This is a genomic window from Jannaschia pagri, assembly GCF_019655435.1.
Lineage (GTDB): Bacteria > Pseudomonadota > Alphaproteobacteria > Rhodobacterales > Rhodobacteraceae > Jannaschia > Jannaschia pagri.
Genome location: NZ_BPFH01000005.1, coordinates 248,217 through 272,926 on the forward strand (window position 1 = coordinate 248,217; position 24,710 = coordinate 272,926).

Below are 24,710 nucleotides of genomic sequence, written 5' to 3' on the forward strand. Positions count from 1 at the left end.
TACACCGCTACATACATACAGCTACAACGACCGAATGGCTTTGACAGACACCTTCTCGGCAGGTTAATTGAACAGACGTTCAGTTCTTTGGCTTGGGAGGGCCCCATGGACTTCGCACTTTCGGAAGAAAGCCAGGCGATCTTTGACATGGCGCGGGATGTTGGCCTGTCCGAGATTGCGCCCCATGCGCGCGACTGGGAAGCCGCTGGAACCATTCCCAAGGAACTATGGCCGAAGCTCGCTACGCTTGGTTTTGGTGGGCTATATGTCTCGGAAGATCAGGGTGGGTCCGGTCTGAGCCGCTTGGACGCCACGCTCGTATTCGAGGCGCTATCGATGGCCTGCCCCTCGGTCGCAGCCTTTTTGTCGATCCATAACATGTGCGCTAAAATGATCGATGGGTTTGGCTCTGACGACCTGAAGGATCGGGTCCTACCTCGCGCGCTCACCTGCGAGACCTTCTTTAGCTATTGCTTGACGGAGCCTGGCAGCGGGTCTGATGCGGCGGCGCTCAAGACGAAAGCCGTCAAAACCAATACCGACTACCGCCTCACCGGGACCAAGGCCTTCATTTCCGGCGGAGGATACTCCGATGCCTATATCGTCATGGCCAGAACAGGCGAAGCGGGCCCCCGGGGCGTCTCGGCCTTGATCGTCGAAGATGGGGCGGAGGGTCTGTCGTTTGGCGGCCTCGAAGACAAGATGGGCTGGCGGTCGCAGCCCACGCGCCAAGTCCAGTTCGATGATTGCGCGACACCGCTGCACAACTTGTTGGGCGAAGAGGGACGCGGCTTTTCCTATGCCATGGCGGGGCTGAATGGTGGACGGCTCAACATCGCGGCCTGTTCACTGGGCGCGGCGCAGCAGGCCTTGGACCAAACGGTGGCATATGTGCGCGAACGGCGCGCTTTCGGACAGGCGCTTTCGGACTTTCAGAATACGCAGTTTCGTTTGGCGGAGATGGAGATCGAGCTGCAATCCGCCCGCATTTTCCTGCGGCAAGCGGCGTGGAAACTGGATCAGAGCACCCCAGACGCCACGAAGTTTTGCGCCATGGCCAAGAAGCTGGTGACCGAGGCGGGCTCTCGGGTGGTGGACGGCTGCCTGCAATTGCACGGCGGATATGGCTACCTTGGCGATTATGGGATCGAGAAGTTGAGCCGGGATCTGCGCGTCCATCAAATCCTGGAAGGAACCAATGAAATCATGCGTTTGATTGTTGCGCGTCAAATGTTGGCGGCGTGAGCAGGTCCATCGGATCGGCGAGGCCGATCCGATCCGCGGGGGACTTTGCCCCCCGCACCCCCCAGAGGTATTTTTGCCGAGAAGAAGAGGAGGCCCGGGTTAGGACGCCCTCCAAGGAATTTCATCGCGCCGTACTTTCATGCGATCTTTTAGAACGCCTCTGTATGGGAACGAGTGGGGTATGGCCGCGCCCGGCTTCGAAACGATGTGCAAAAAGGGATACGCGACAGACGAGGCCTCATGACCTGTTCTTATGCTGATAGCCTACTCATATGGTCGGGCCACATTTGCGGCCCTTACCCACCAAGGATCTGGAAGCCTGTGACGGAGCATATGTCACTCGGTAGCAGGGAATTGGCTCTGCGGGGGAAGGTAGCCCCGGCGCGAGCCGCCATTGCGGAGCCTGTCTCTGGCACCCCATACACATCAAATCATTGCATCTCAAACCTCAGATTTACCACCAGTTAGACCCCACCATGACCGATATCCTCATCCGTACCGAAGGCCGCGCTGGGCGGATTACCCTGAACCGGCCCGAAGCCTTGAACGCGCTGACCTGGCAGATGTGCATAGACATTGAGGCCGCCCTCGATGCCTGGGCAGAAGATACCGCAGTTGACCTCATCCTCATCGACGGTGCGCCGGGCCGCGCTTTTTGTGCCGGGGGGGATATCGCCGAAATGCATGCCGCGGGGACACGCGGGGACTATGCCTATGGTCAGCGGTTTTGGCGCGACGAATACCGAATGAATGCCAAGCTCTTTCGGTTTCCCAAGCCGGTGGTCACCTTCCTCCATGGGTTCACAATGGGCGGCGGCGTGGGCGTTGGGTGCCATGCCTCGCAGCGGATCGTGGACGACAGCAGCCGCGTGGCCCTGCCCGAATGTGCCATCGGCCTTGTGCCGGATGTGGGCGGTACGCTGATCCTCGCGCGCGCCCCCGGACGGCTGGGCGAATTCCTGGGGGCCACGGGCCATCGCATGGGGCCCGGAGATGCCATCTACGCGGGCTTTGCCGACCTCTACATCCCTGGCAACTGGGACGATCTGAAGTCCGAGCTCTGCGCCACGGGGGACGTGACCTTAGCGGACGCGGCGGGGATACGGCCGCCAGAGGCACCCTTGCGGGATTGGCAAGGCGAGATTGACCTCACTTGGGGCGGTGAGACGCTCGGCGATGTGGCCCGCGCCCTCGCGGACGCCACCGGTCCAGCCGCTGAGGCCGCCCGCAGCGCGATCGACCGCAATGCGCCCCTGTCCATGGCCTGCGCGGTGGAGATGTTGCACCGTCTCGGGGACGATCCGACCATCGAACAGGCCCTCGGGATGGAATACCGGTTCACCCATCGCGCGCTGGAGCATAGCGATTTCGTCGAAGGCATCCGCGCACAAATCATCGACAAGGACCGCAGCCCCCGTTGGCGACATGGTTCAGCCATGGACGTGCCAGCGGTCGAGGTCTCGAGCATGTTACGCCCCCTGCCCCCAGGCACCCCACAACCGGAGCTTACACCATGAACATTGCCTTTATCGGTCTCGGCAACATGGGGGCGCCCATGGCCCGCAACCTTGTAGCGGCGGGTCATACCGTCACCGGCTACGACACCGCGGCGACGCCTGAGGGACTGACCCTGGCCGAAACGGCCGCCGGAGCCGCTCGGGACGCTGAGGTTGTGATAACCATGCTGCCCAATGGCGCGATCCTGCGCAGGGTTGCAGCGGACGTCATTCCCGCCATGGCACCCGGCGCCGCGCTGCTCGATTGCTCCACGGTTGATGTGGACAGCGCCCGGGCCGTGGCCGAACAGGCCGATGCCGCGGGCCTCTTGGCGCTGGACGCGCCTGTCTCGGGCGGGATAGGAGGCGCTGAAGCCGGGACACTGACCTTCATGGTCGGCGGCAGCGACGCTGCGCTGAAGAAGGCCCAGCCGCTGCTCGACATCATGGGGGGGCGCACGGTCCACTGCGGGCCTTCGGGCAACGGTCAGGCGGCGAAGATTTGCAACAACATGATCCTGGGCGCGACCATGGCAGTGACCTGTGAGGCCTTTGCGCTGGCCGACAAATTGGGGCTGGATCGTCAGGCCATGTATGATGTGGCCTCGACCTCGTCTGGCCAATCCTGGAGCCTGACGACCTATTGTCCGGCACCGGGCGTCGGCCCGACGTCACCGTCGGACAACGGCTACCAACCGGGATTCGCGGCGGAGCTTATGGCAAAGGATCTCGGCCTGGCGCAGCAAGCGGCCCGTGCGGTGGGGGCCGTGACGCCGATGGGGGATGCCGCCTTGTCCGAGTACACAACCTTCGTGGACGCGGAAGACGGGCGCGGGCGGGACTTCTCGGCCTTGCTTCCTCGGCTGTCCGATAAGTCCTAGAGGTGACTGCCCTGGCCACGTGCCAGGGCATGACTGTCGGCGCTAAGGACGACAGGTTTCATGTCCGTCCAGGTGACCCTCGCGAGGATGGCGAGCCACTGTAGCACAGGACGAAGAGGAAAGTGGCGCGGTTGACGGGGCTCGAACCCGCGACCCCCGGCGTGACAGGCCGGTACTCTAACCAACTGAGCTACAACCGCGCGTGAGGGGCGGGATAGCCCCAGCGTCCGGGGGCGTCAATGGCCTTTTGCACGCAAGAACGCACCAATCGCATTTGGAGCATCGCGCCACCTTGGCCATGGGCATGGGCGCGATCATGGCGCGTCAATCGCCAGAGTGTTTGTGGGATATGGTGTGCTTGTTGGTTCGGCGACGGCTCCAGCTTTCCATGTCCGCCCCGTTCTACCCCGTGCCAGAGGGAAACGAGGGTCGCGGTCTTTGCATAGGGTCAAAAGCAAGCGTCCCGAGACTGTCAGCAGGTCCTGGGCTATCTCTCATCTGGAAACCAACAGGCCACAGTTCTAAGCCATCGCGTCGACTCCACACGAGAACGGTAGCCCGTTTTATGTAAGCGATTCTTAATACTTGCAGACGTGAAATCAACGAACAGGCAATTAACCGACCAACATCAGCCTGATATGCCGAAGGAACTCAAATCATCGAGAGAGGAAAGTGGCGCGGTTGACGGGGCTCGAACCCGCGACCCCCGGCGTGACAGGCCGGTACTCTAACCAACTGAGCTACAACCGCGCGTGAGACGGTCTCTAGAAGCCTGCGAAAGTGGCGTCAACAGGCACTGGCAAGAATTGTTACGACGTTAGGCGATCTGTTTGCCTTAGCACCAAAACAAGCGCCCTACGAGGTGAGCAGGGTGGACATCACGCGTAATGGGACGCGGGCCCCATCGCCCGGAAGCCCGCCGACACGGGGCGGCGCGCTTCACGCGAAACAACACTGCCGCTCGCTCGGATCGCGTTGCGCGTGCACGACGCGACCCGCTCTGCACCGGACGTGGGACATGAGGCCCGGCGCACAGACGCCGCGCCCCTGCACCAGCCGCCCGTAAGCAAGGAAGCAAACGCCGCTATCGCACCGGCAAGGGGATATGCTCCCCATCATCACCGGGCGGCAGTTGGAAGCGGCCATGGGCCCAATCACCGGCCCGCCACGCCTCCTTCGCCGCGTCGATCTTATCCCGAGAGGACGCCACGAAGTTCCACCAGATGTGTCGCGGACCGTTCAGCGTATCACCGCCCAACAACATCAGCCGCGCGCCCGTTGCGCCAGCCTTGAGCGACAAACGATCCCCTGGGCGGAACACCATCATCTGCCCGGCGGTAAAGTCCTGTCCCGAGACAGTGACCGACCCGTCCAGCACGTAAACGCCTCGATCCTCATGATCGTCCGGCAGAGGAATCGCCGCGTCCGCTTGCAAGATGGCATCCGCATAAAACATGCGACTGGCCGTCTCCACAGGCGCCCGTTCCCCCCAGCCGTCGCCCAGCACAAGGCGCAGAGTCTTGCCTTCGCCCTCCAACACGGGGAGGTCAGCCTTTGGGGCATGGACGAAATCAGCCGGATCGTCTTCACGGTCTTCCGGCAGGGCAACCCAAGTCTGAATTCCGAACAGGGATTTCTTTTCGTCCCGATAGCTGCCGTCCATCCTTTCGGAATGGGTGATGCCCTGGCCTGCAACCATCCAGTTCACGGCCCCAGGCTCAATCCATTGGTCGGTGCCCAGACTATCGCGGTGGTGGATCTTGCCCTGCAACAGATAGGTGACCGTCGCGAGGCCGATATGGGGGTGGGGGCGCACGTCGATGCCCTGCCCTGTCAGAAACTCCGCCGGTCCCATCTGATCGAAAAAGATGAACGGGCCGACCATCTGCCGCTTGGGCGCAGGCAGCGCGCGGCGGACCTCGAAACCGCCCAAATCACGGGCGCGCGGCACGATCACGGTGTCGATGGCATCGACCTCGTCACCGATGGGACAATGGGGGTCGAGTGCAGGGTTCCAGCTCATGACATCCTCCTGGGCTTAGCCTGCCATCAAGATAGGCGGAACGACCCCTTATGCCATTCCCGCCCGACGCACCGTATCGGTGCGCCACTGTAGAGATGGCCTTGCACGGTGGGGCATCTTCGGCCCTATAGGTTCCTAAGGTGGTGGGGGGCACATAGATGACGAAGACGGCACTGGTGACGGGCGCGGCCCGTGGCATTGGCCTCGCGACGACACGGCTGTTCCTGGACCAAGGGCTGCATGTCGTCATGATCGACAACGATGGGGAGGCGCTGTCCACGACAGCATCCGGTTTGACGAACGTCACAGCGGTGGAGTGCGACGTCTCCGACGCCCAGGCGGTGGCCGATGTGGCGCGCGGCTGTGACCGGCTCGATGCCTTGGTCAACAATGCGGGCTTAGCCGACTTCGGCCCCATAGAAGAGACCGGCTTCGACCGCTGGAAGGCTGTGATGGCCACCAATTTGGACGGCCCCTTCCTCATGACGCAGGCACTCACACCGGCGCTGCGCGCGGCGCGGGGGGCTGTGGTCAACATCGCGTCCATAAGTGCACTCAGGGCCTCAACCTTGCGGGTCGCCTATGGCACCTCCAAGGCCGGTGTCGCCCACCTGACGCAGCAGCAGGCGGTAGAACTTGGCGAATACGGGATCCGCGTGAACTGCGTCTGTCCCGGTCCGGTGCGCACCAAGCTTGCCATGGCGGTCCATACCCAGGACATCATCGACGCCTACCACGACGCCATACCCCTCAACCGATACGGCCAGGAGGCGGAGATCGCGGAGGCTATTGTCTGGCTCTGCTCTGACAAGGCCAGCTTCGTGACCGGACAACGGCTTGCGGTCGACGGTGGGTTTGAGGCAACGGGCATTGGCCTGCCAGCACTAAGGACATAAGCGATGCGCTTGCACAGACACCACCTACTGAGGCTGCAAAGCCTACGCGGCATGACCATCGTGCATGTGGGGGCTCACGAAGGCCAGGAGGCGGCGACATATCAGGCCTTTGGCGCCGGTCACGTCGTTTTTGTGGAGGCCGACCCAGACCGCCTGCCGCGCCTGAAAGCCCACGTGGATAAGGTCGCGACCGGAGATAGGCCAAAGCTGACGGAGCTTCTGAGGCTGCCTCGGACGAAATTCACTGTCCTTGGAGCCTTGGTCGGTGACACCGATGGCGCGCAGGTGCCCTTCTATCGCTTTAGCAACGAAGGCGCCTCCAGCTCGATCTTTCGCAAGGCACAGTTGGAGGAAGACCGCTTTCCAACGGTAAGCGAAACGGGTGAGACGCTGTCCCTGCCCATGCAACGGCTAGATACTCTTTTGAAGACGGCGGGTATCGCGCCCGAAACCGTCGACTGCCTGACGCTGGATGTTCAAGGCGCGGAACTGTTGTGCCTGCGTGGGGCGCCCGAAACACTGAGATCGGCGAAGGTCCTGGAAGTGGAAGTGGCCAATTCCGGCTGGTACGCGGGCGGTGTCCTGGTGGAAGAGTTGGAGCCGTGGTTGCAAGAGCGCGGCTTTAGTCGGACCACAATGCTGCGCAAGAAATGGGTCTTTCAGGATGTCATTTTCCGACGCAGCAAGGGATGACCGGGGACCGGACGTAAGAAGCCATTTGCCCTGACGGCGCGGACATGCGTCCTGTTTAACGATCTCTGGCCGACATCCCGACCCCACGCCATCTGGCACGGTCTATGGTGGGTGGTGAGGGGCTCGAACCCCCGACCCTCTCGGTGTAAACGAGATGCTCTACCAACTGAGCTAACCACCCGCTGGGCGCGGCTTACCCCAGCCCTCCGACGGCTGCAATATGCGTCGAGGCGCTGTCTTGCGGTCTTAGCCCAAATTGGGTGCGCGGTCGGTCCGGATCAGGCCGTATCCCAACCCGTTCAACGCCGCTGTCGTCCGATCCGCCGCATCCAACTTTTCAAACAACCGACGCACCAGCGTATCGACGGTGTGGCGCGATACGCCGACGATCTCTGCGATGACGCCATTGGACTTGCCCCGCGCAATCCAATTGAGGACCTCTCTCTCGCGTGGGGACAAATCCCGCTCCAGGGCCATGCGTTCTTCGGTCAATTCGCAATAGCGCAGGTGCGCGATCTGGGCGGCGGCCTTTAACTCGAAAATTTCAGCTGAATTTGGTGGGTCCGCCCGGTTTCCCAAGCCCATCCCCACATAAGCGTTGCGCATATTTGGCCCATAGACCTGCATGGCCAAACCATTTCCCAGATTTGCCGTCTCCAACTCCCGCAGAAATGACCTCTCACTAGCCGTTAGCTCGGTCAGAAACGGGACCTCGCGCCACAGGAACGGCTGCGTCCGCCGGACGGACAAGGCCGTGATGGGATCGATATCCATCAGATGGTTAGACAGATAATGCTCCACCCAATCCTTTGGAAAGCCGTAGGTCAAAACCGCGCTTTCGGAGTCGAGTTGCGCGTTTGTCTTCACATGGTAGCTGAGCTGGCAAATCCCGCGCGGTTTTAAGAAATCGATGCAGATATGCCAAAGCTCACCGGTGGACCCGGCCGAGGCCACCTGCTGGTAAAACGTTGTTAATGACAGATCGGGCAAGACGAATACCAATCAGTGCAACAAGACTTAGCTTTAACCGTACCACGGTTTGCGCCGAGTCTTCTAGCGAACGACCCGATCCCGTCCGTTTTCGACCCAATGCACGACGCCTTGGGGATCCGATAGCTCATCCCATTGGCAAGGCGGTCTATCCGTCAGCATGGCGCGTAGTCCGATGGACACGACCCCATGGGTCACCAGGACACAGGGTCTGGGGAGGCGCCCAAGCAGGTGATCCAGCCGCGCCACCAACTCAGACTGGCTTTCCCCGCCCGGTGCAGCGAATTTCCACAACACGCCGTCGGTCGCCTCTGTCGGTCGCAGGTGGCCCTCCCATGCCCCCATGGAGATTTCGGCCAGGTCCGCATCGATTTGAGCGGAAAGACCTGACAAAGCGGCAGTCCGGCGGGCCCGGCCCCTCGGGCTGACGAAGGCAGGTGCGATGACCCCTAACCGGCGCAAAATCGCCCCTTGCCGCGCCGCCTGAACCCGGCCCAAGGGTGTTAACGCGCTGTCGAGCGCCCCCTGCAAGCGCCCCTCTCGGTTCCAAAAGGTTTCGCCATGGCGCATCAAGATGATTGGTGCAGACATGGACCTCGGATGCCCGGCCCTTGTGCGGCGGTCAAGGCAAACACGTGTTGTCTAAAAGGGGAATGGTGGGTGATGAGGGATTTGAACCCCCGACATCTTCGATGTGAACGAAGCGCTCTACCACTGAGCTAATCACCCGTGAGGGGTCGTCTAGCCAAACCGGCTGGGGGGTTCAAGATCCCCCTGGCCGTCAAACGACAAATTGGAGGCAAGAATTGACGGGTCCGTGCAACGACGCCAATCTCGGGGTCGGCGTCCGATGCGTTCTGCCAGCGCGACGGACGCGATCTGCCAATGGGACGGGAGGAACCATGCCGAAACCAATCATCGCCGCAGCCTTGTCACTCACCCTTGTGGGGGCACAGGTCGCCCAAGCCGGTAACCCTGCGCCGCCCCCGGCGGATCAGACCGTCATCGCGGCTGACACAACCGAGACCGCCGTGGGACACAGACTTGTGCCAATTCTCGCTCTGGTCTTCTTGGCAGCGGCCCTCTCCAACGGTGGTGGTGCCGGTGGCGCGGTCGTCGGGGCAAGCGATATGCGCCTCAAGAAAGACATCGTACCCACGGGCCGAGAGGCCGCGGGATTGCCCGTCTACAGCTACCGCTACCTGGGCGGAACCAAACGGTATGAGGGCGTTATGGCCCAAGACGTCCTGTCTGTCCGGCCAGAGGCCGTGGTCGTCGGCCCATTCGGCTACATGGCCGTAAACTACGGCATCCTTGGGATAGAAATGACCGCCGTCGACTAACGCAGTGGCGGTTGTCTGACTCCTTGGGCCCACGACCGCACGGGCTGCGGACCAAGACATGAAATCGAAAACGGGCCGCGCAGATCCTGCGCGGCCCGTTTGCTTCATACCAAACTTAAGGATCAGTGCGCGACGGCGCCCCGTCCTTCCTGTCCTGCGGAGCGCGCGGCCAGGGCAGCTGCCTCCTCAGCGGCCTCATCCCATTCGATGCCCTCAGGCGCGGACACAAGCGCCCGTTCCAGCACCTCCGAGACATGCTTGACGACGACAATTTCCAAGCCGTCCTTCACACTGTCAGGCAGTTCGGCCAAGTCCTTCTCGTTCTCCTCGGGGATCAACACCGTCTTGATGCCACCGCGCAGGGCGGCCAGCAGCTTCTCCTTCAGACCACCGATGGGCATGGCATTGCCACGAAGGCTCACCTCGCCCGTCATCGCAATGTCGCGGCGCACGGGAATGCCCGTCAGCGACGACACGATGGAGGTCACCATGGCCAACCCTGCGCTTGGCCCGTCCTTGGGCGTGGCGCCGTCAGGCACGTGGACGTGGATGTCCATCGTGTCGAACTTGGGCGGCTTCACCCCGATTTGCGGCGCGATGGACCGGACGTAGCTGCTGGCTGCGTCGATGCTTTCCTTCATGACATCGCCCAGCTTACCCGTGGTCTTCATCCGCCCCTTACCGGGCAGCTTCAGGGCCTCGATATGCAGAAGGTCCCCGCCCACCGACGTATAGGCCAATCCCGTGACGACGCCGACTTGGTCCTCAAGCTCCGCCAAACCGTAGCGGTACTTTTTGACACCCAGGTAGTCGTCCAGATTCTCCTCCGAGACGGTGATCGCCGACTCGCGCTTGCCGACGATCTTTGTCACGGCCTTCCGGGCAACCTTGGCGATCTCCCGCTCCAGGTTCCGCACACCGGCTTCCCGCGTGTAGACCCGCACCATGGCCGTAAGCGCATCGTCGGTCAGCGTAAACTCACCCTTGCGCAACCCGTGGTTCTTGATCTGCTTCGGCAGCAGGTGCCGCTTGGCGATTTCGACCTTTTCATCCTCGGTGTAGCCCGCCAGCGGAATGATCTCCATCCGGTCCAAGAGCGGCCCAGGCATGTTGTAGGAGTTCGAAGTCGTCAGGAACATCACGTCCGATAGGTCGTATTCGACCTCCAGATAGTGGTCCACAAAGGTCGAATTCTGCTCGGGGTCCAGAACCTCCAACATGGCCGACGCGGGGTCGCCGCGCATGTCCTGCCCCATCTTGTCGATCTCATCGAGCAGGATCAGCGGGTTGGTCGTCTTGGCCTTTTTCAGCGCCTGGATGATCTTGCCGGGCATGGACCCGATGTAGGTCCGGCGGTGGCCCCGGATCTCGGACTCGTCCCGCACGCCGCCCAGCGAAATGCGGATGAACTCACGCCCGGTCGCCTTGGCCACCGACTTGCCCAGAGATGTCTTACCAACGCCGGGAGGGCCGACGAGGCAGAGGATCGGACCTTTGAGCTTGGCAGACCGCGCCTGCACCGCCAGATACTCGACGATCCGCTCTTTCACCTTTTCCAGGCCATAGTGATCCTTATCAAGGACTTGCTGGGCTTTGTTAATGTCCTTCTTGACCCGAGACTTCTTGCCCCAGGGGATCGACAGCATCCAGTCGAGGTAGTTGCGGACCACGGTCGCCTCAGCGGACATGGGCGACATGTTCCGCAACTTCTTCAGCTCCGCTTCGGCCTTTTCGCGTGCCTCTTTCGACAGCTTGGTGTTCTCGATCCGCTCCGCAAATTCATCGGCTTCGCTCGCGCCGTCTTCGCCGTCGCCAAGCTCCTTCTGAATGGCCTTCATCTGCTCATTCAGATAATACTCGCGCTGGGTCCGCTCCATCTGAGACTTCACACGGGACTTGATGCGCTTTTCCACCTGCAAGACGCTCATCTCGCCCTGCATCATGCCGTAGACCTTTTCCAGGCGCTCCGACACGGTGAGCATTTCAAGCAGTTCTTGCTTCTGCGCGACCTCAATCCCCAGATGGCCGCTGACCAGATCAACCAGCTTGGCCGGGTCCTGGGCCTCAGCGACGGCGCTCATGGCCTCTTCGGGGATGTTCTTTTTGACCTTGGCGTAACGCTGGAATTCCTCGGCGACCGACCGCATCAGCGCATCGATCGTCGCATCGTCACCGCGGGTTTCTTCCAAAGGCTCGGCGGAGGCCTCAAAGAAGGCGTCGTTCTCAACAAACCCGGTGATTTGCACGCGCGCGCGCCCTTCGACCAGAACCTTGACGGTCCCATCGGGCAGCTTGAGCAATTGCAACACGTTGGCCAGAACGCCGACGCGGTAGATGCCGTCCGTATCCGGCTCATCCACAGCAGGGTCGACCTGACTGCTCAGCAGGATTTGCTTGTCGTCCTGCATCACCTCTTCCAAGGCGCGGACGGATTTTTCGCGACCGACGAAGAGCGGCACGATCATATGGGGAAACACGACGATGTCGCGCAGGGGGAGGACCGGGTGAGTGGTCGAAGTCATAGCGATTTTCCTTTCGCAAAGGACCCTTGCCCCGAGGTTCGGCAGCGTTGGGTCCTTCCGTCATCTGCCCGTAGGTGGGGACGGCGGGGGCGCGGATCAACAATTGCGCCTCGAACTTATGTCGGCGCTCAGTCTGACCACAACGCGGGCGACGCGCAAGGCCACTGCCCTCTGATAGCTAAGGTTTTCCATATGCGATCAGTGCAGCGTCCGGCGCGGAGGCCGAAAGGCGAGGCGTCCCGAAGGGACACACCTGCCACCATTGGACCCGATCACATAAACTGTGAACCAGCCCCAACCGGAAGCCGTCCGCCCCATGGATAGGACCGCTGCAACCCCGCGCCGCGTCGTGCCCAGAACGGGCTGCCGCCTACTCCGTCGCTTGGTCCGCCCGCGTGAGCAATGTCGTCATCGTCACGTAGAGGAACGCCTCGTCCGACCGACCGGTCATTTCCACAACCGACAACAATCGATCGGTGAAATAGGCGATCACGGTCACACGGGCCTCGACCTCAATTTCTGCGGAGACGGTCACGGAGGCCACGAACTGGGGAAGATCGCCCGGACCGCAGGGCGTGTCAGACAACAGGTCGGCCGCATCCTCGTGGTCCGTCGTCTCCAGCAGGGCATCGACGGCGTCCACATCGAGGGCGCCCGGCACAAGATTCGCCAGCAAAGCCTCGTCCGTCATATCCAACAAAACAGGCGTCTCGAACGTCAGACCTGCCGGGGTTTCGGCCAGCGCCACGCCAACCATCCCTTCGTCGAGACGCGACATGTCGAGGGACTCGAAGGACCGGTGTTCCAGTCCCTGCCAGCTCCCCGCGAGCCCTGACAGCTCGGCCATATCCGTCACACCGCAGAGCGAGTCTGCGGCGGCAGGCGATGCCGCCAGGGCGGCGCATAGGAAAAACGGTCCTCGTGTCACAGCGGCTCAATATCCCCTTCGGCGCGCAAGGCGTGGAACTGCGCTTGCCAGGCCGCAAATGTCCCCGCCGCGATGGCCGCGCGCATTCCGGCCATTAACTCCTGATAATAGTGAAGGTTGTGCCACGTCAGCAGCATGCCCGCGATCATCTCTTTGGAGCGGGTCACATGGTGCAGATACGCCCGACTGTAGGTGCGGCAAGCGGGACAGGTACACTCCTCGTCCAGGGGGCGCGGATCGTCCGCATGGCGCGCATTGCGAATGTTCACCTGACCGCGTCGGGTCCAGGCCTGCCCCGTCCGCCCCGACCGGGAGGGGAGAACGCAATCCATCATGTCGATGCCGCGCGCCACGGCCCCCACGATGTCATCCGGCTTGCCCACGCCCATCAGATATCGTGGCTTGTCATGGGGCAATTGCCCGGGCGCATAGTCTAAGCACCCGAACATGGCCTCCTGCCCCTCGCCCACGGCCAGGCCACCAACGGCGTAGCCATCAAATCCAATCTCTTGCAGCGCCTCGGCCGAGGCCGCGCGCAAGTCCTGCTCCAGACCACCCTGCTGTATCCCAAACAGAGCATGGCCGGGGCGATCCCCGAACGCCTGTTTGGACCGCGCGGCCCAGCGCATGGACAACTCCATCGAGGTGGCGATGCGCTCACGGTCTGCAGGCAAAGCGGGACATTCATCGAAACACATGACGATGTCAGACCCCAGCAAACGCTGGATCTCCATGGACCGCTCGGGCGTAAGATGGTGTTTGGAGCCGTCGATATGGCTTTTGAAGGTCACGCCTTCCTCGGTCAACTTGCGTAGACCCGAGAGGCTCATGACCTGAAAGCCGCCACTATCGGTCAAAATCGGGCGATCCCATCCCATGAAGCCGTGGAGGCCACCCAAGGCAGCGATCCGTTCCGCCGTGGGACGCAGCATCAAGTGGTAGGTGTTGCCCAGCAGAATGTCGGCGCCGGTCTCCGCAACGGATCCAGGCAGCATTCCCTTTACGGTCGCCGCTGTGCCCACCGGCATGAAGGCCGGGGTCCGGACCTCCCCGCGGGGCGTTGTGATCATGCCCGTGCGCGCGGCACCGTCAGTAGCCGAAATGTTGAACTGAAACCTGGACGCCATGGCGCTTCCCCACATGCTCTGCCGGGGCGCGTATCATGGTGGGAGCAGCGCGAAAAGGATTGACGAAAAAGGGGGCGCGTCACTCACATCGCGCCCCCCCGTTCACCGCGAAATGCCGGCGCTTCTGTACCAATCGTCACTCGCAATAGGGCACAGTTACGCACCGCGCCCGCTCTAGGCCACCCCCTATTCTGGGGTAGGCGGCGGATTGCCGCCGACCCTTTACGCTGCCGCGCATAATCCTTATGTTTTCGCTCAACAAAGCGGTTACGGCCGCCGTAACATCCCATTCGGAGTTTCATATGACCACCGAGTCTTCCTCCACCGATGGTCCCATGGAAGGGGCGCCGCTGATCGCGCCTTCGACGACGGATCATCCTTTGCACGAACAGATCGTGGACGCCTGCCGCAGCGTGTTTGACCCGGAAATACCGGTCAACATTTACGACCTGGGGCTGGTCTATACCATCGATATCAATGCCGAAAACGACGTGCGCGTGGTCATGACCCTAACCGCCCCGGGATGTCCTGTTGCCGGGGAGATGCCCGGCTGGGTCGCCGACGCCGTGGCCCCCGTTCCGGGCGTGCGCACCGTTGACGTGGACCTCACATGGGAGCCGCCCTGGGGCATGGAAATGATGTCCGACGAGGCGAGGCTCGAACTGGGTTTCATGTGAGAGACGACGCCTAGGGGTCGACAGCTGTCGTTCGCACGTCACATCCACCCGAGAGATGTGATGGACGACAGCAGGAGACGCCGATGACACTGATATCACCCGCGCGGGCCGTATTGTTTGTGGCGGCGACTGCCTTTGGCGCGCCGTCCGTCGCCCAAGACGTCACCCTCGGCGCGCTCAGTTACGGCCCACGTCCCGCCTATCTGATCGACAAAATGGCGCCCAGCGCGTTGAAGGATCAATTGCAAGCCTGCCTGGGCCAAACACCAGAGCGCAGCGACTTTTCCATCGGGCACAGGGGCGCGCCCCTGATGTTCCCCGAACACACTGTGCAGTCGAACCTCGCCGCCGCCCGCATGGGCGCCGGTATCCTTGAATGTGACGTGACGTTCACGTCCGACCACGAACTCGTCTGCCGCCACGCCCAGAACGATCTGCATACGACCACCAACATCCTGGTCACGCCCCTGGCAGAGACCTGCGCCCAGCCCTTCACCCCAGCCAGCGGCAACGAACCGGCCAGCGCAGAATGCAGGACCTCTGACATCACCCTGGAGCAATTTCGCAGTCTCACGCCAAAGATGGACGGCGCCTTTCGCCAAGCGACCACGCCCGAGGCCTACCAAGGCGGGACATCGCGCCACCGGACAGATCTCTATGCCAGCGGCGCTGAGCTGCTGACCCATGCGGAATCCATCGCGCTCTTTTCCACGCTAGGCGCTAAGTTCACGCCGGAGCTTAAGGCCCCCGTGGTCGAGATGCCCCATAACGGATTCAGCCAGCGGGACTACGCCCAGGCGCTGATCGATGACTATAAAGCAGCCGGTGTTCCACCGGAGGATGTCTGGCCCCAGTCCTTTCAGCTTGAGGACATTCTTTACTGGATCGAAGCGGAGCCAGCGTTCGGCGCCCAGGCCGTCTATCTGATGGATGAATTCCGGATCGACGGATACTCGCCCATGGACCCTGAAACCTGGCCCCACAGTATGCAGGAACTGCACGACATGGGTCTGCGCTACATCGCGCCGCCGCTGTGGATGCTTGTCACCGTCGAAGACGGCAAGATGGTGCCCTCAACACTCGCCATGGAAGCACGGGCCGCCGATCTCAAGGTCATAGCTTGGACCCTGGAGCGGTCCGGCCCGCTCGATAGTGGTGGCGGTTGGTACTACCAGTCTGTGGCGGACCTGATCGACACGGACGGCGATATGTTCGAGCTGCTCCATGTCCTGGCGCAGGACGCGGGCGTGGTTGGCGTCTTCTCCGATTGGCCTGCCACAACCACGTTCTACGCCAACTGTATGGGCCTCTGATCGCGGCGGCGTCCCATCGGGCGCCGGCCCGCCACCCATAATGCCAACCGCAGACGCATCCGGGCGCGCTTGCGCCGCTGCAAGTCCCGTTTCATGGCTGCAAACTGCACCCGCTCCCGTTGGTATTCTGTCAATTTTGCAAGGGTTTGGTCAAAGCCGTCCATCATCGGACCCTCCTGTTCAAAGCCTGACCTCAATGTGCCCAGTCACCTGTCCGATTGCAGCCCACCCTGCCCGCAACTAGCCTTTCAGCCATGCAAGAACCGATCCCATGGAATGACCTCGCCCTGTTTGCCGCCGTGGCCCGAACGGGCACCTTGGCAGCAGCGGCGGCGGAGACGGGCACCTCAACGGCCACCCTTTCGCGCCGCATGACAGCCTTTGAGCGGCAGATGGGCAAGCGCCTCTTCCACCATGGCCAGGCAGGCTATGCGATCACCGACGCGGGCCGAGACCTCTTGGACCGGGTCAAGCGGATGGAGGCCGTCGCGGCCGACCTAGACAGGTGGCGCGCAGACAGCACAGCACCCGTGCGCGTCCGCATCTCATCTGGGGTGTGGACGGCCCTGCGTCTGGCCCAAAACCTGCGCGCCTTTTGGTCACCCGACGACCCTTGGATCCCTGAGTTTGTCCAATGCCACAGGATGCTGGACTTGGCCCGCCGCGAGATTGACATCGGCATTCGCAACCTGCGCCCAGATCAGCCTTGGCTTGCAGGTCGGCGCACCGGCGAAACGACCCATTCGGTTTATGCCGTCTCGCCTGAGGTGACCGATTGGATTGGCGGCTCGTTCGAGACCGCGCCCCTACCCTCCGAACGCTGGGTGGAGGCGCACCACGGCGCCCAGGTTGTCACCACAGCCAATGACCCCGCGCTGCGCCTCTCCCTGGCCGAGGCGGGGCTGGGCCGGGTTGTCCTTCCCGATTTCATTGGCCTGACGCGACCGAAACTGGTGCGTCTATCCGACCCAATTGCCGCCCTGACCCGTGAGGAATGGCTCGTCTCTCACCACGAAACTCGGCATGAGCCGGGGATCCGGCACGCGCTGGATGCGGTTGGTAGCTTTCTGGCGCGCACCCCCGCCCCGCCCCCTTGAGACCGCTGGTCAAACCGCCTACTTTCACCTGGCAAGGAGGCACGCCATGTTCGCCATTCCCGGTCAATCGCCCGTCACCGTTACACCCGCTGCCGCAAAGCAGATTGCGCGCCTGATGGCGAAGCAAGACGCAGCGGGCCTGCGCATCGGCGTCAAAAAGGGCGGCTGTGCAGGGATGGAATACACCATGGACTACGTGGCTGAGGTCGACACCCACGATGAGGTGGTCGAGGTGGACGGCGGTGCCCGTGTCATGATTGCCCCCATGGCGCAGATGTTCCTGTTCGGCACGGAAATTGACTACGAAACGTCCCTGCTGGAAGCTGGCTTTAAGTTCCGCAATCCGAACGTCGTCGATGCATGCGGCTGCGGTGAGTCGATCAAGTTCGACGAGACGCTCGGCACGCCAACCTAGCGCGTTTCCGCACCTCCGCGACCGGCGCCCCTGGTCCCCCTAGCCCGGCCAAAGTAAACGGGTCGAAACAGGAGGGTACCATGCCGCAGAAATACGCCGCCGGAAATTGGAAGATGAACGGTCTTGTCTCGGACCTGACCGAAGTTCTGGAAATCGACAAGGGCGTGCAGGACCTGGCCTGCAACACGGTCATCTGTCTGCCTGCCACCTTGATCTACGCCGCAGATGGCGACCCCCGCCAGGTGGTCGAGATCGGCGGCCAATACTGTCACCCCTCGGCGTCCGGCGCACATACCGGTGATATCTCCGCCGAGATGCTCTCCGAGGCCGGCGCTGCCTTCGTGGTCACCGGCCACTCCGAACGCCGCACCGACCATGGCGAAACCGATGCCGACGTGCGCGCGCAGACCGAAGCCGCCTGGCGCGCGGGCCTCGTGGCCATCCTCTGCATCGGAGAAACCCTGGCGCAGCGGGAAGCGGGTGAGACGCTCTCGGTCCTGGCGGGCCAACTCAAAGGCTCCCTGCCAGACGGGGCCACCCCGGAAAACACAATCATCGCCTATGAGCCGGTCTGGGCCATTGGTACTGGCAAAGTCGCGACGCCCGAGCAAGTGGCCGAGGTCCATGACGCCCTGCGCGCGCAGGTCGATCCGGAGATGTCGCTGCTCTATGGCGGATCGGTCAAAGCGGCCAACGCCGCCGAGCTTTTTGCACTGACCAACGTCGATGGCGCCCTTGTCGGCGGCGCCTCTCTCAAGGCCGTGGACTTCGTCCCGATCGCCCGAGCTTTGGCCGCCAGCTAAGCCAAGACCCATCGAGGGGCGGAGCCGATAGCCCGCCCCATTCGATGTTCCCCAAATATGCAAACGCCATGGCATACCCCAAGACGCGCGCATAGAACCTGAAGATCCACGCCCGCTAAGCGGCCCAAGGGCGGGGATCACCCCGCCCTTCCCCACCTATTGAATGATGACCTCCGGCCCCATGACCAGCGTCGGCAACCAGATCGAAATGGCCGGGATATAGGTCACCATGATCAAGAAGACGAAGAGCACGGCCAGGAACGGCGCTGCTGCCTTCACGACCTGCATCATCCCCATGCCCGCCACGCCAGAGGTCACGAAGAGGTTCAGGCCAACCGGCGGCGTGATCATCCCGATTTCCATGTTTACAACCATGATGATGCCCAGGTGAATGGGATCGATCCCCAGTTCGATGGCAATGGGAAAGACCAATGGCGCCACGATCAGCAGCAGGCCCGAGGGCTCCATGAACTGCCCGCCGATCAGCAGGATGACGTTCACGGCGATCAAAAAGGTGATCGGTCCCAACCCCGTGCTCAGCATCACCTCGGCGATGTGCTGCGGGATCTGCTCATCGGTCAGGACGTGCTTCAGGATCAACGCGTTGGCGATGATGAACATCAGCGTCACGGTCAGCTTGCCTGCCTCCAGCAGCGTGCGGCGTGTATCTGGGTGCCAAAGGGCCGTGACCAGAACCCAAGGCGCGCTCAGCAGCGATTTGGGCGTGCCTTCGACTGGACCAGACACGGCCGCCGACAGGCTCTGCGCCTCTTTGGGGGCCAGCGGACCAATGTCACGATAGATGAACATGGCCACGACGAAGGCATAGACCGACGCCACAGCCGCAGCTTCGGTTGGGGTGAAAATCGCATTGGTCAGTCCGGGGACGCCGTAGATCCCGACCATGATGATGACAATCAGCATCAGGCCCCAAAAGGCGTCGCGGAACGACGCGCCGATCTCGCCCCAACCGGCAAACTCACCCTTTGGCATGTTGCGAATGCGGGCGAAGATATAAATCGTCACCATCAACATCCCGCCAGCCATCAGACCTGGGATCACACCGGCCAGGAACATCCGCCCGACGGAGACATCCGTGGCCGAAGCATAGACCACCATCACAATGGACGGCGGGATCAGGATGCCTAGCGTCCCCGCGTTGCAGATGACACCCGCGGCGAATTCCTTGGTGTAGCCCGCTTGGGTCATGGCCGCGATCACGATGGTGCCAATGGCCACCACGGTCGCCGGGGAGGACCCCGACAGGGCCGCGAACATCATACAGGCGAAAACGCCTGCGATGGCCAACCCACCGCGCAGGTGCCCGACGCACGCAATGGAGAACCGGATGATCCGCCGAGCCACCCCTCCGGTGGACATGAAGGACGAGGCCAGGATGAAGAACGGAATGGCCAGGAGCGTGTAGTGCCCCGCCATGGCCTGGTAAAAGCTCTGGGCGATGGACGCCAAGGAGGTGTCCGAAAACGCCAGCAAAAAGAACATGGAGCTAAAGCCCAGAGCGACCGCAATCGGCACCCCGATCAGCAACAGCCCCACGATCATCACGAACAGAAGAACGACTTCCATGGCTCAGGCCTTTCCAGCGGCAGGGGCGGCATCAGCACGATGGGCCGCGGCGACCTCTTCCACGGCCTCTTCGGCCTCGTGGCTGACGATCAGGGATTTCCGGGTGCCGCGCAGCACCGCGACAAAGGCTTGGCTCACGCGAAACAGGATCAGCGCGCAGCCGAACGGTAAGATCACATAGGGCACGACACGGGGCAGTTTTTCATATTCCTCGCCCTGGTTGATGAGCGGCTCCAACCACCCAAACAGCCAGCGCATTGGCGGCACTTGGTCGGTGACGAACCACGCCTGATCCCGGGTCTTTTCGAACCCCGTAGGAAACCAGGCGCCCGAGGTCCGATCCAAGGCCGCAAACGGCGCCCAATAGTCCCAAGCCCCCTTCAGCAGCAGGAACGCATAGGCGAAGGTCACGCAACAGGCGAGCACGGCACAGACTCGTTTGCCCCGCTGCGGCAGGGCGTTGGTGAGGGCATCAACGCCCAGATGGGCCGTCACCTTGAACCCGTAGCTGACGCCAAAGATCACCAACCAGGCGAAGAGGATCAAGATGACCTCCAAAGACCAGATCAGCTGGTCGTTGAACACATACCGCAAGACCACCGCCACAAAGGTCAGCAGGGTCATCAACCCCAACAGCAGCGCGATGGCGGTTTCTTCCAGTGAATGGATGGCACGGCCCAGACGACCGGTCGGTTCATAGCGCTCGGCCATGGCTCCCTCCCCCGAGGTTGATGCGGCGACTCAAGCACGCGTCTGCCATGGCGGAACGGCCAGGCGGTCACGCGTGCGGGACGCATGTGGGTCTTCGGGGCCAAGGACGGCCCCGAAGGATGACAGCGGTCGCGAGTATCAGTTGTTGTAGCTGACCGCGGCGTCGATGTTTTCCTGGCCGATGCTATCGGCGAACTGGGCCCAGACGGGCTTCATCGCTTCGACCCAAGCTTCGCGGGCCTCGGGCGTAAGCTGACGCACCACACCACCAGCGTCGATGATCGACTGTTTCGCGGCTTCGTTGACGGCGGTGGCCTCGGCGTTCCGGGTTTCGGTCACTTCGGCCAGGATCGTCATGAACTGATCGCGGACATCGGCGTCGAGGCTGTCGAGCCAGTCGACCGAGGTCACGACCAGATAGTCGATGATCCCGTGGTTGGTCTCGGTCACGCCGTCCTGAACCTCAAAGAACTTTTGGCCGTAGATGTTGGACCAGGTGTTTTCTTGACCGTCCACAACACCCGTTTGCAGGGCGCCATACACCTCAGAGAACGCCATGGGCTGGGGCGAGACGCCGATGGCCTCCATCTGCGCCACGATCACGTCGGACGGCTGCACGCGAAACTTGAGGCCCGAGGCATCGCCCGGCATCTCCAGCGCCACATTTGCCGACATTTGCTTCATGCCGTTGTGCCAAAAGCCAAGCCCCTGAAGGCCACGGCGCTGCATGCTGTCGAGCATGGCCTGACCGTCATCGGACAGTTGGAAGCGGTCGACCGCGTCGATATCCTGGAACACGAACGGCAGGTCGAACACCTGGAAGACCTTGGTGAAGGCTTCGAACTTCGACAGCGACGGCGCGGCCAATTGGACGTCACCCTGGAGCATCGCCTCCAGCACCTGGTCGTCATTATACAGCGTCGAGTTCGGGAAGACTTCGACACACATGGCGCCGTTCATCTCTTCGTTGACCCGGTCCTGCAACAGGCTTGCGGCGATCCCCTTGGGATGGCGGTCCGTATTGGTGACGTGGGCGAACTTCACGACGATCTCACCATCGTCACAGGCAGCCAGGGCCGTTCCAGCGGTCAGCGTCACGGCGGGCACGGCCAGGGCAAGCGCCGTGGCTGCGGTTGTCAGTTTTTTCATTGTCTTCCTCCCTACGCACCCCCCCTCGGGGTACGGATGCCAGAAAGGTAGCAGCGCAATGAAAACCGTAAAGCGTCACCGCGTCGATCCATAAAGCGTCTCAAAATCAACGGGTAGTACGTCACCCGTGAACGATGTGCAGACCGACGTGCGAAATCCCACACGAGATGGGAGCGCTCACTGTGCGAAAAACCGCACAGGTGCGCTTGTCCCACTGGCTATGCAACGGCCCGCGCATCGACGAAGGGCCCGGCAAGGATTTGTCACACCTTGCGAGGATGCAGCCACAACTCGAACCGACAGACCCCGCCGCCTTGGGCACCGCAGACGACCTCCTGACAAACCGTCCGAGACGACACGAGGGCCTGGTAAAGCCGCGCGAAAACAGCCGTATGCCAATGGCACATTGGGGCGCCGTCGGCCTCTCCCCGGATCAAGGGGTTGTCGTGGATCTCGAACACCCAAGGGGTCACCACCCGAAAACTACCGGTGCCCGCGAACGTCCAGGCGTGTTTCGAAATCGCCCGCGACAACAACGCCGCCGATGCCCCCGGCGGCAAACATCGCAAAACACCCTGGGCCAACTTCGGAATCCGTCGTGCCAGGATGTAGTTCGCGGTGGCAATGCCCGCCTCCGTCCCGATTTGCGGCGCGACCTGGGGCAACTCCTGCCGGATGACCCGATGTAAGGACGCGGCCAGGGTTTCCGGGATCATCCGTGTACCGTCCGGCAAACGGTGGAGCGCGGCGCGGGCGAGGACCCTGTCGCGCGTTTCCCTGCCAACGATGCGATCCAGAACCGGAACGGCCTGCAACACGGCGTTTGGTCCAATCAGCGCCCGGTCGGTGCGGACCGCGTTAGACATCCTCCGCGATCTCTGGGCGATCCCTGGTATCCTGCGCGGCCCCAGCCCGCCGTTCCAACGCGCGAGCCTTGGTTTGCGCCCGCACCGCATCGCGCCGTTCTGCCGCTCGGGCTGCGCGGTCGGCCGCCGCCTCCCAGTCGGCGGTCTGCGCCTCGGCGAGTTGGCGGGTTTCATCGAACTGAAAGTCCACCGATGCCTTGGTTTGCGGCCCCCAATATCCGGCCTTTCCAAGGTCATAGAACGTGCGCTGAAACCCTGCCTTGAGGAAAGCATAGAGGCAGCCCAGCAAATACCGCCGCCGAAACCCCGTTCCCCGCCAAGGGTAGTGGAACAGCGCCTTGCGGCCATAGAACCGACGGTAGTTGTTCATCACGCCGTCGAGCAGTTCGCCCCGCTCCATCGCGGCAGGCTTCATGATCGGCGTGACGAAGTTGTATTTGCTGAAATCGAAAACCTCGACCTGGTCCTTGAGGTCTTGGAACAGCGGGGTGAACGGCCAGGGCGTATACATGGACCAGTTGGCCAGATCGGGCTGCCAGTCCCAGGCCATGCGGTAGGTTTCTTCCAGCGTTTCGGGCGTTTCATTGTCCAAACCGACGATGAACTGCGCCTCCACCAGAATATCGGCATCACGCAACAGGCGGATCGCCTCTTTGTTTTCCTCGACCTTGGTTTCCTTGTTGAACTGGTCCAGCTTCATCTGGGCGGCCGCCTCGGTCCCGAGCGACACATGGACCAAACCGGCCTTTCGATAAAACGACAGCAGGTCTCGGTCGCGGTAGATGTCTGTGACCCGGGTGTTGATCCCCCATTTGACCCGTCGCGGAAGGTCTCGGTCGATTAACTCCTGGCAGAAGGCCACGAACTTCTTCTTGTTTATGGTGGGTTCCTCGTCCGCCAGGATGAAGAAGCCGACACCGTGGTCGTTCACCAGGGCCTCAATCTCATCCACAACGTCCTTTGGGTCGCGTACGCGGTAGTCGCGCCAGAACTTCCATTGGCTGCAAAACGAACAGGTGAACGGGCAGCCCCGCGCGAGGTTCGGGATTGCAACGCGCGTGCCCAGGGGAATGTAGATATACTTGGCCCAGTCCAGCACTGACCAATCCGGCTTGATTTTAGAGAGGTCCTTGACCGTCGAGGCCGCTTGTGTCGCCACGATCTGATCACCATCCCAAAAGGCCAAGCCATGGATCTTGCGCCGATCTTGGGGCCAGCGTCCGTCCCGAATGGCCAGCATGAGCGCGGTGCAAATCTCTTCACCCTCGCCCCGCACGATGACATCGACCCAAGGCGCCTCGCTCAGCACTTGCTTATACATGAACGTGGCATGGACCCCGCCCAGGACACGGACGGCATTGGGCACGACCCGCTGGGCGACCTGCAACACGTCTTCGGCCCGGTAAATTGACGGCGTGATGGCTGTGACCCCCACGACGTCGGGCGCAATCTCGGCCATACGTTGGGCGAGATCTTCGTCCGAGATGTTGTCCGTCATCGCATCAATGAAGTGGATCTCGTCGAAGCCGTTTTGGCGGAGGTGCCCGCTCAGATAGGCAACCCAGGCCGGTGGCCACGTACCGGCAATCTCCGCCCCTCCAGACCTATAGTTGGGATGCACGAACAGGATGCGCATGGGGACCTCCGCATAAGTGTCCCGCATTCCTTACGACTTTGTATGTCTACTTTTATTGACACACATCAATGTCACGATCGGTCGGCGGAGCAGCGTAGCGACGTTCCTAGGCTGTCCATTTACTGTGGCGGCAGATCTCCGAGCAGACGGGCCAACGCCTTGTGCGACCACTGACCGGCGCCTCTGTCGCCGCTAGGGCGTCGGTCGTCCTCCATTGGAAAGGACGGGGCGGATGACTTAGCAAAGGAGGATACTGATTTCGATAAAGCCTGATCCGAGGTCACAAGGAAGGCGGCATCCTGAGATCATTGC

Annotated in this window: 22 protein-coding genes and 4 tRNA genes; 11 read left to right on the plus strand and 15 right to left on the minus strand. The window is 62.1% G+C overall.

The genetic code is table 11. From position 1 onward, the window contains the following. The first annotated feature begins 105 nt into the window (after window positions 1-105). From K5R33_RS14310 to mmsB, 3 genes are all read left to right on the plus strand, one after another. Complete coding sequence (locus K5R33_RS14310; RefSeq protein ID WP_220749744.1) at window positions 106-1,245, plus strand: acyl-CoA dehydrogenase family protein; 1,140 nt, start codon at window positions 106-108, stop codon at window positions 1,243-1,245. A gap of 476 nt (window positions 1,246-1,721) precedes the next feature. Next, complete coding sequence (locus tag K5R33_RS14315; RefSeq protein WP_220749745.1) at window positions 1,722-2,762, plus strand: enoyl-CoA hydratase/isomerase family protein; 1,041 nt, start codon at window positions 1,722-1,724, stop codon at window positions 2,760-2,762. Then, window positions 2,759-3,622, plus strand: coding sequence for a 3-hydroxyisobutyrate dehydrogenase (mmsB, locus tag K5R33_RS14320; protein ID WP_220749746.1), 864 nt, complete (start codon window positions 2,759-2,761; stop codon window positions 3,620-3,622). Before K5R33_RS14315 ends, mmsB begins: the two co-directional genes overlap by 4 nt. A 123-nt stretch (window positions 3,623-3,745) precedes the next feature. On the opposite strand, the gene K5R33_RS14325 is transcribed toward mmsB, so the two are convergent. The 3 genes from K5R33_RS14325 to K5R33_RS14335 all read right to left on the minus strand — a co-directional run bounded on the left by K5R33_RS14325 (window position 3,746) and on the right by K5R33_RS14335 (window position 5,645). After that, window positions 3,746-3,822, minus strand: a tRNA-Asp gene (locus tag K5R33_RS14325). A 473-nt stretch (window positions 3,823-4,295) separates the two neighbouring features. Then, a tRNA-Asp gene (locus K5R33_RS14330) sits at window positions 4,296-4,372 on the minus strand. Between the two features lie 334 nt (window positions 4,373-4,706). Next, a complete protein-coding gene (locus K5R33_RS14335; RefSeq protein ID WP_220749747.1) occupies window positions 4,707-5,645 on the minus strand; it encodes a pirin family protein in 939 nt (312 codons plus the stop codon). 158 nt (window positions 5,646-5,803) lie between these two features. On the opposite strand from K5R33_RS14335, the gene K5R33_RS14340 reads away from it, so the two are divergent. Together K5R33_RS14340 and K5R33_RS14345 are read left to right on the plus strand one after the other, a co-directional pair. Further along, window positions 5,804-6,541 (plus strand): SDR family NAD(P)-dependent oxidoreductase, encoded by a 738-nt coding sequence (locus K5R33_RS14340; protein WP_220749748.1) that lies wholly within the window; start codon window positions 5,804-5,806, stop codon window positions 6,539-6,541. Between the two features lie 3 nt (window positions 6,542-6,544). Further along, window positions 6,545-7,234 carry an FkbM family methyltransferase gene (locus tag K5R33_RS14345; RefSeq protein WP_220749749.1) on the plus strand — a complete coding sequence of 230 codons (690 nt, stop codon included), beginning with the start codon at window positions 6,545-6,547 and terminating at the stop codon, window positions 7,232-7,234. 105 nt (window positions 7,235-7,339) lie between these two features. Here the strand turns inward: K5R33_RS14345 and K5R33_RS14350 are convergent. The 4 genes from K5R33_RS14350 to K5R33_RS14365 all read right to left on the minus strand — a co-directional run bounded on the left by K5R33_RS14350 (window position 7,340) and on the right by K5R33_RS14365 (window position 8,953). Further along, window positions 7,340-7,415: transfer RNA gene (locus K5R33_RS14350), tRNA-Val, on the minus strand. A gap of 65 nt (window positions 7,416-7,480) precedes the next feature. Next, on the minus strand, window positions 7,481-8,224 hold the full coding sequence (locus K5R33_RS14355) for a helix-turn-helix transcriptional regulator (protein WP_220749750.1): 744 nt from the start codon (window positions 8,222-8,224) through the stop codon (window positions 7,481-7,483). A 63-nt stretch (window positions 8,225-8,287) separates the two neighbouring features. Next, window positions 8,288-8,815: a histidine phosphatase family protein gene (locus K5R33_RS14360; protein WP_220749751.1), complete on the minus strand. Its 528-nt coding sequence runs from the start codon at window positions 8,813-8,815 to the stop codon at window positions 8,288-8,290. Between the two features lie 63 nt (window positions 8,816-8,878). Beyond that, window positions 8,879-8,953 (minus strand) — tRNA-Val (locus tag K5R33_RS14365). Between the two features lie 173 nt (window positions 8,954-9,126). Between K5R33_RS14365 and K5R33_RS14370 the strand changes: the two genes are divergently transcribed. Beyond that, entirely contained in the window at window positions 9,127-9,567 is a 441-nt protein-coding gene (locus K5R33_RS14370; RefSeq protein ID WP_220749752.1) for a tail fiber domain-containing protein, read from the plus strand. A 122-nt stretch (window positions 9,568-9,689) separates the two neighbouring features. On the opposite strand, the gene lon is transcribed toward K5R33_RS14370, so the two are convergent. The 3 genes from lon to tgt form a co-directional block, all read right to left on the minus strand. Then, a complete protein-coding gene (lon, locus tag K5R33_RS14375; RefSeq protein ID WP_220749753.1) occupies window positions 9,690-12,089 on the minus strand; it encodes an endopeptidase La in 2,400 nt (799 codons plus the stop codon). Between the two features lie 370 nt (window positions 12,090-12,459). Continuing rightward, window positions 12,460-13,017, minus strand: coding sequence for a hypothetical protein (locus tag K5R33_RS14380; RefSeq protein ID WP_220749754.1), 558 nt, complete (start codon window positions 13,015-13,017; stop codon window positions 12,460-12,462). Continuing rightward, window positions 13,014-14,144: a tRNA guanosine(34) transglycosylase Tgt gene (tgt, locus tag K5R33_RS14385; RefSeq protein WP_220749755.1), complete on the minus strand. Its 1,131-nt coding sequence runs from the start codon at window positions 14,142-14,144 to the stop codon at window positions 13,014-13,016. Before tgt ends, K5R33_RS14380 begins: the two co-directional genes overlap by 4 nt. 302 nt (window positions 14,145-14,446) lie before the next feature. Between tgt and K5R33_RS14390 the strand changes: the two genes are divergently transcribed. The 5 genes from K5R33_RS14390 to tpiA all read left to right on the plus strand — a co-directional run bounded on the left by K5R33_RS14390 (window position 14,447) and on the right by tpiA (window position 18,449). Next, window positions 14,447-14,821 (plus strand): SUF system Fe-S cluster assembly protein, encoded by a 375-nt coding sequence (locus K5R33_RS14390; protein WP_220749756.1) that lies wholly within the window; start codon window positions 14,447-14,449, stop codon window positions 14,819-14,821. 83 nt (window positions 14,822-14,904) lie between these two features. Beyond that, window positions 14,905-16,134 carry a glycerophosphodiester phosphodiesterase family protein gene (locus tag K5R33_RS14395; RefSeq protein ID WP_220749757.1) on the plus strand — a complete coding sequence of 410 codons (1,230 nt, stop codon included), beginning with the start codon at window positions 14,905-14,907 and terminating at the stop codon, window positions 16,132-16,134. Between the two features lie 254 nt (window positions 16,135-16,388). Next, on the plus strand, window positions 16,389-17,231 hold the full coding sequence (locus K5R33_RS14400; RefSeq protein WP_220749758.1) for a LysR family transcriptional regulator: 843 nt from the start codon (window positions 16,389-16,391) through the stop codon (window positions 17,229-17,231). Window positions 17,232-17,277: 46 nt separating this feature from the next. Continuing rightward, window positions 17,278-17,646 (plus strand): HesB/IscA family protein, encoded by a 369-nt coding sequence (locus tag K5R33_RS14405; protein WP_220749759.1) that lies wholly within the window; start codon window positions 17,278-17,280, stop codon window positions 17,644-17,646. Between the two features lie 80 nt (window positions 17,647-17,726). Then, window positions 17,727-18,449, plus strand: coding sequence for a triose-phosphate isomerase (gene tpiA / locus K5R33_RS14410; protein WP_220749760.1), 723 nt, complete (start codon window positions 17,727-17,729; stop codon window positions 18,447-18,449). 156 nt (window positions 18,450-18,605) lie between these two features. On the opposite strand, the gene K5R33_RS14415 is transcribed toward tpiA, so the two are convergent. From K5R33_RS14415 to bchE, 5 genes are all read right to left on the minus strand, one after another. Beyond that, complete coding sequence (locus K5R33_RS14415) at window positions 18,606-20,036, minus strand: TRAP transporter large permease (RefSeq protein ID WP_220749761.1); 1,431 nt, start codon at window positions 20,034-20,036, stop codon at window positions 18,606-18,608. 3 nt (window positions 20,037-20,039) lie between these two features. Next, entirely contained in the window at window positions 20,040-20,747 is a 708-nt protein-coding gene (locus K5R33_RS14420) for a TRAP transporter small permease (protein ID WP_220749762.1), read from the minus strand. Window positions 20,748-20,885: 138 nt separating this feature from the next. Beyond that, complete coding sequence (locus K5R33_RS14425; RefSeq protein WP_220749763.1) at window positions 20,886-21,896, minus strand: DctP family TRAP transporter solute-binding subunit; 1,011 nt, start codon at window positions 21,894-21,896, stop codon at window positions 20,886-20,888. 263 nt (window positions 21,897-22,159) lie between these two features. After that, window positions 22,160-22,762, minus strand: a complete 603-nt coding sequence (bchJ, locus tag K5R33_RS14430; protein WP_220749764.1) for a bacteriochlorophyll 4-vinyl reductase — start codon at window positions 22,760-22,762, stop codon at window positions 22,160-22,162. After that, the gene (gene bchE, locus K5R33_RS14435) at window positions 22,755-24,398 is read right to left on the minus strand and encodes a magnesium-protoporphyrin IX monomethyl ester anaerobic oxidative cyclase (RefSeq protein ID WP_220749765.1); all 1,644 of its coding nucleotides are present in this window, start codon (window positions 24,396-24,398) and stop codon (window positions 22,755-22,757) included. Before bchE ends, bchJ begins: the two co-directional genes overlap by 8 nt. Window positions 24,399-24,710 lie beyond the last annotated feature (312 nt).

Excerpts from the sequence above, each read along its gene's own strand:
- K5R33_RS14395 (WP_220749757.1), top strand. The coding sequence starts at position 14,905 with ATGACACTGATATCACCCGCGCGGGCCGTATTGTTTGTGGCGGCGACT.
- K5R33_RS14405 (WP_220749759.1), top strand. The coding sequence starts at position 17,278 with ATGTTCGCCATTCCCGGTCAATCGCCCGTCACCGTTACACCCGCTGCC.
- K5R33_RS14420 (WP_220749762.1), bottom strand. The coding sequence starts at position 20,747 with ATGGCCGAGCGCTATGAACCGACCGGTCGTCTGGGCCGTGCCATCCAT.
- K5R33_RS14400 (WP_220749758.1), top strand. The coding sequence starts at position 16,389 with ATGCAAGAACCGATCCCATGGAATGACCTCGCCCTGTTTGCCGCCGTG.
- tgt (WP_220749755.1), bottom strand. The coding sequence starts at position 14,144 with ATGGCGTCCAGGTTTCAGTTCAACATTTCGGCTACTGACGGTGCCGCG.
- K5R33_RS14425 (WP_220749763.1), bottom strand. The coding sequence starts at position 21,896 with ATGAAAAAACTGACAACCGCAGCCACGGCGCTTGCCCTGGCCGTGCCC.
- K5R33_RS14415 (WP_220749761.1), bottom strand. The coding sequence starts at position 20,036 with ATGGAAGTCGTTCTTCTGTTCGTGATGATCGTGGGGCTGTTGCTGATC.
- bchE (WP_220749765.1), bottom strand. The coding sequence starts at position 24,398 with ATGCGCATCCTGTTCGTGCATCCCAACTATAGGTCTGGAGGGGCGGAG.
- K5R33_RS14315 (WP_220749745.1), top strand. The coding sequence starts at position 1,722 with ATGACCGATATCCTCATCCGTACCGAAGGCCGCGCTGGGCGGATTACC.
- K5R33_RS14310 (WP_220749744.1), top strand. The coding sequence starts at position 106 with ATGGACTTCGCACTTTCGGAAGAAAGCCAGGCGATCTTTGACATGGCG.
- lon (WP_220749753.1), bottom strand. The coding sequence starts at position 12,089 with ATGACTTCGACCACTCACCCGGTCCTCCCCCTGCGCGACATCGTCGTG.
- bchJ (WP_220749764.1), bottom strand. The coding sequence starts at position 22,762 with ATGTCTAACGCGGTCCGCACCGACCGGGCGCTGATTGGACCAAACGCC.
- K5R33_RS14345 (WP_220749749.1), top strand. The coding sequence starts at position 6,545 with ATGCGCTTGCACAGACACCACCTACTGAGGCTGCAAAGCCTACGCGGC.
- K5R33_RS14335 (WP_220749747.1), bottom strand. The coding sequence starts at position 5,645 with ATGAGCTGGAACCCTGCACTCGACCCCCATTGTCCCATCGGTGACGAG.
- mmsB (WP_220749746.1), top strand. The coding sequence starts at position 2,759 with ATGAACATTGCCTTTATCGGTCTCGGCAACATGGGGGCGCCCATGGCC.
- tpiA (WP_220749760.1), top strand. The coding sequence starts at position 17,727 with ATGCCGCAGAAATACGCCGCCGGAAATTGGAAGATGAACGGTCTTGTC.
- K5R33_RS14340 (WP_220749748.1), top strand. The coding sequence starts at position 5,804 with ATGACGAAGACGGCACTGGTGACGGGCGCGGCCCGTGGCATTGGCCTC.
- K5R33_RS14360 (WP_220749751.1), bottom strand. The coding sequence starts at position 8,815 with ATGTCTGCACCAATCATCTTGATGCGCCATGGCGAAACCTTTTGGAAC.
- K5R33_RS14390 (WP_220749756.1), top strand. The coding sequence starts at position 14,447 with ATGACCACCGAGTCTTCCTCCACCGATGGTCCCATGGAAGGGGCGCCG.
- K5R33_RS14370 (WP_220749752.1), top strand. The coding sequence starts at position 9,127 with ATGCCGAAACCAATCATCGCCGCAGCCTTGTCACTCACCCTTGTGGGG.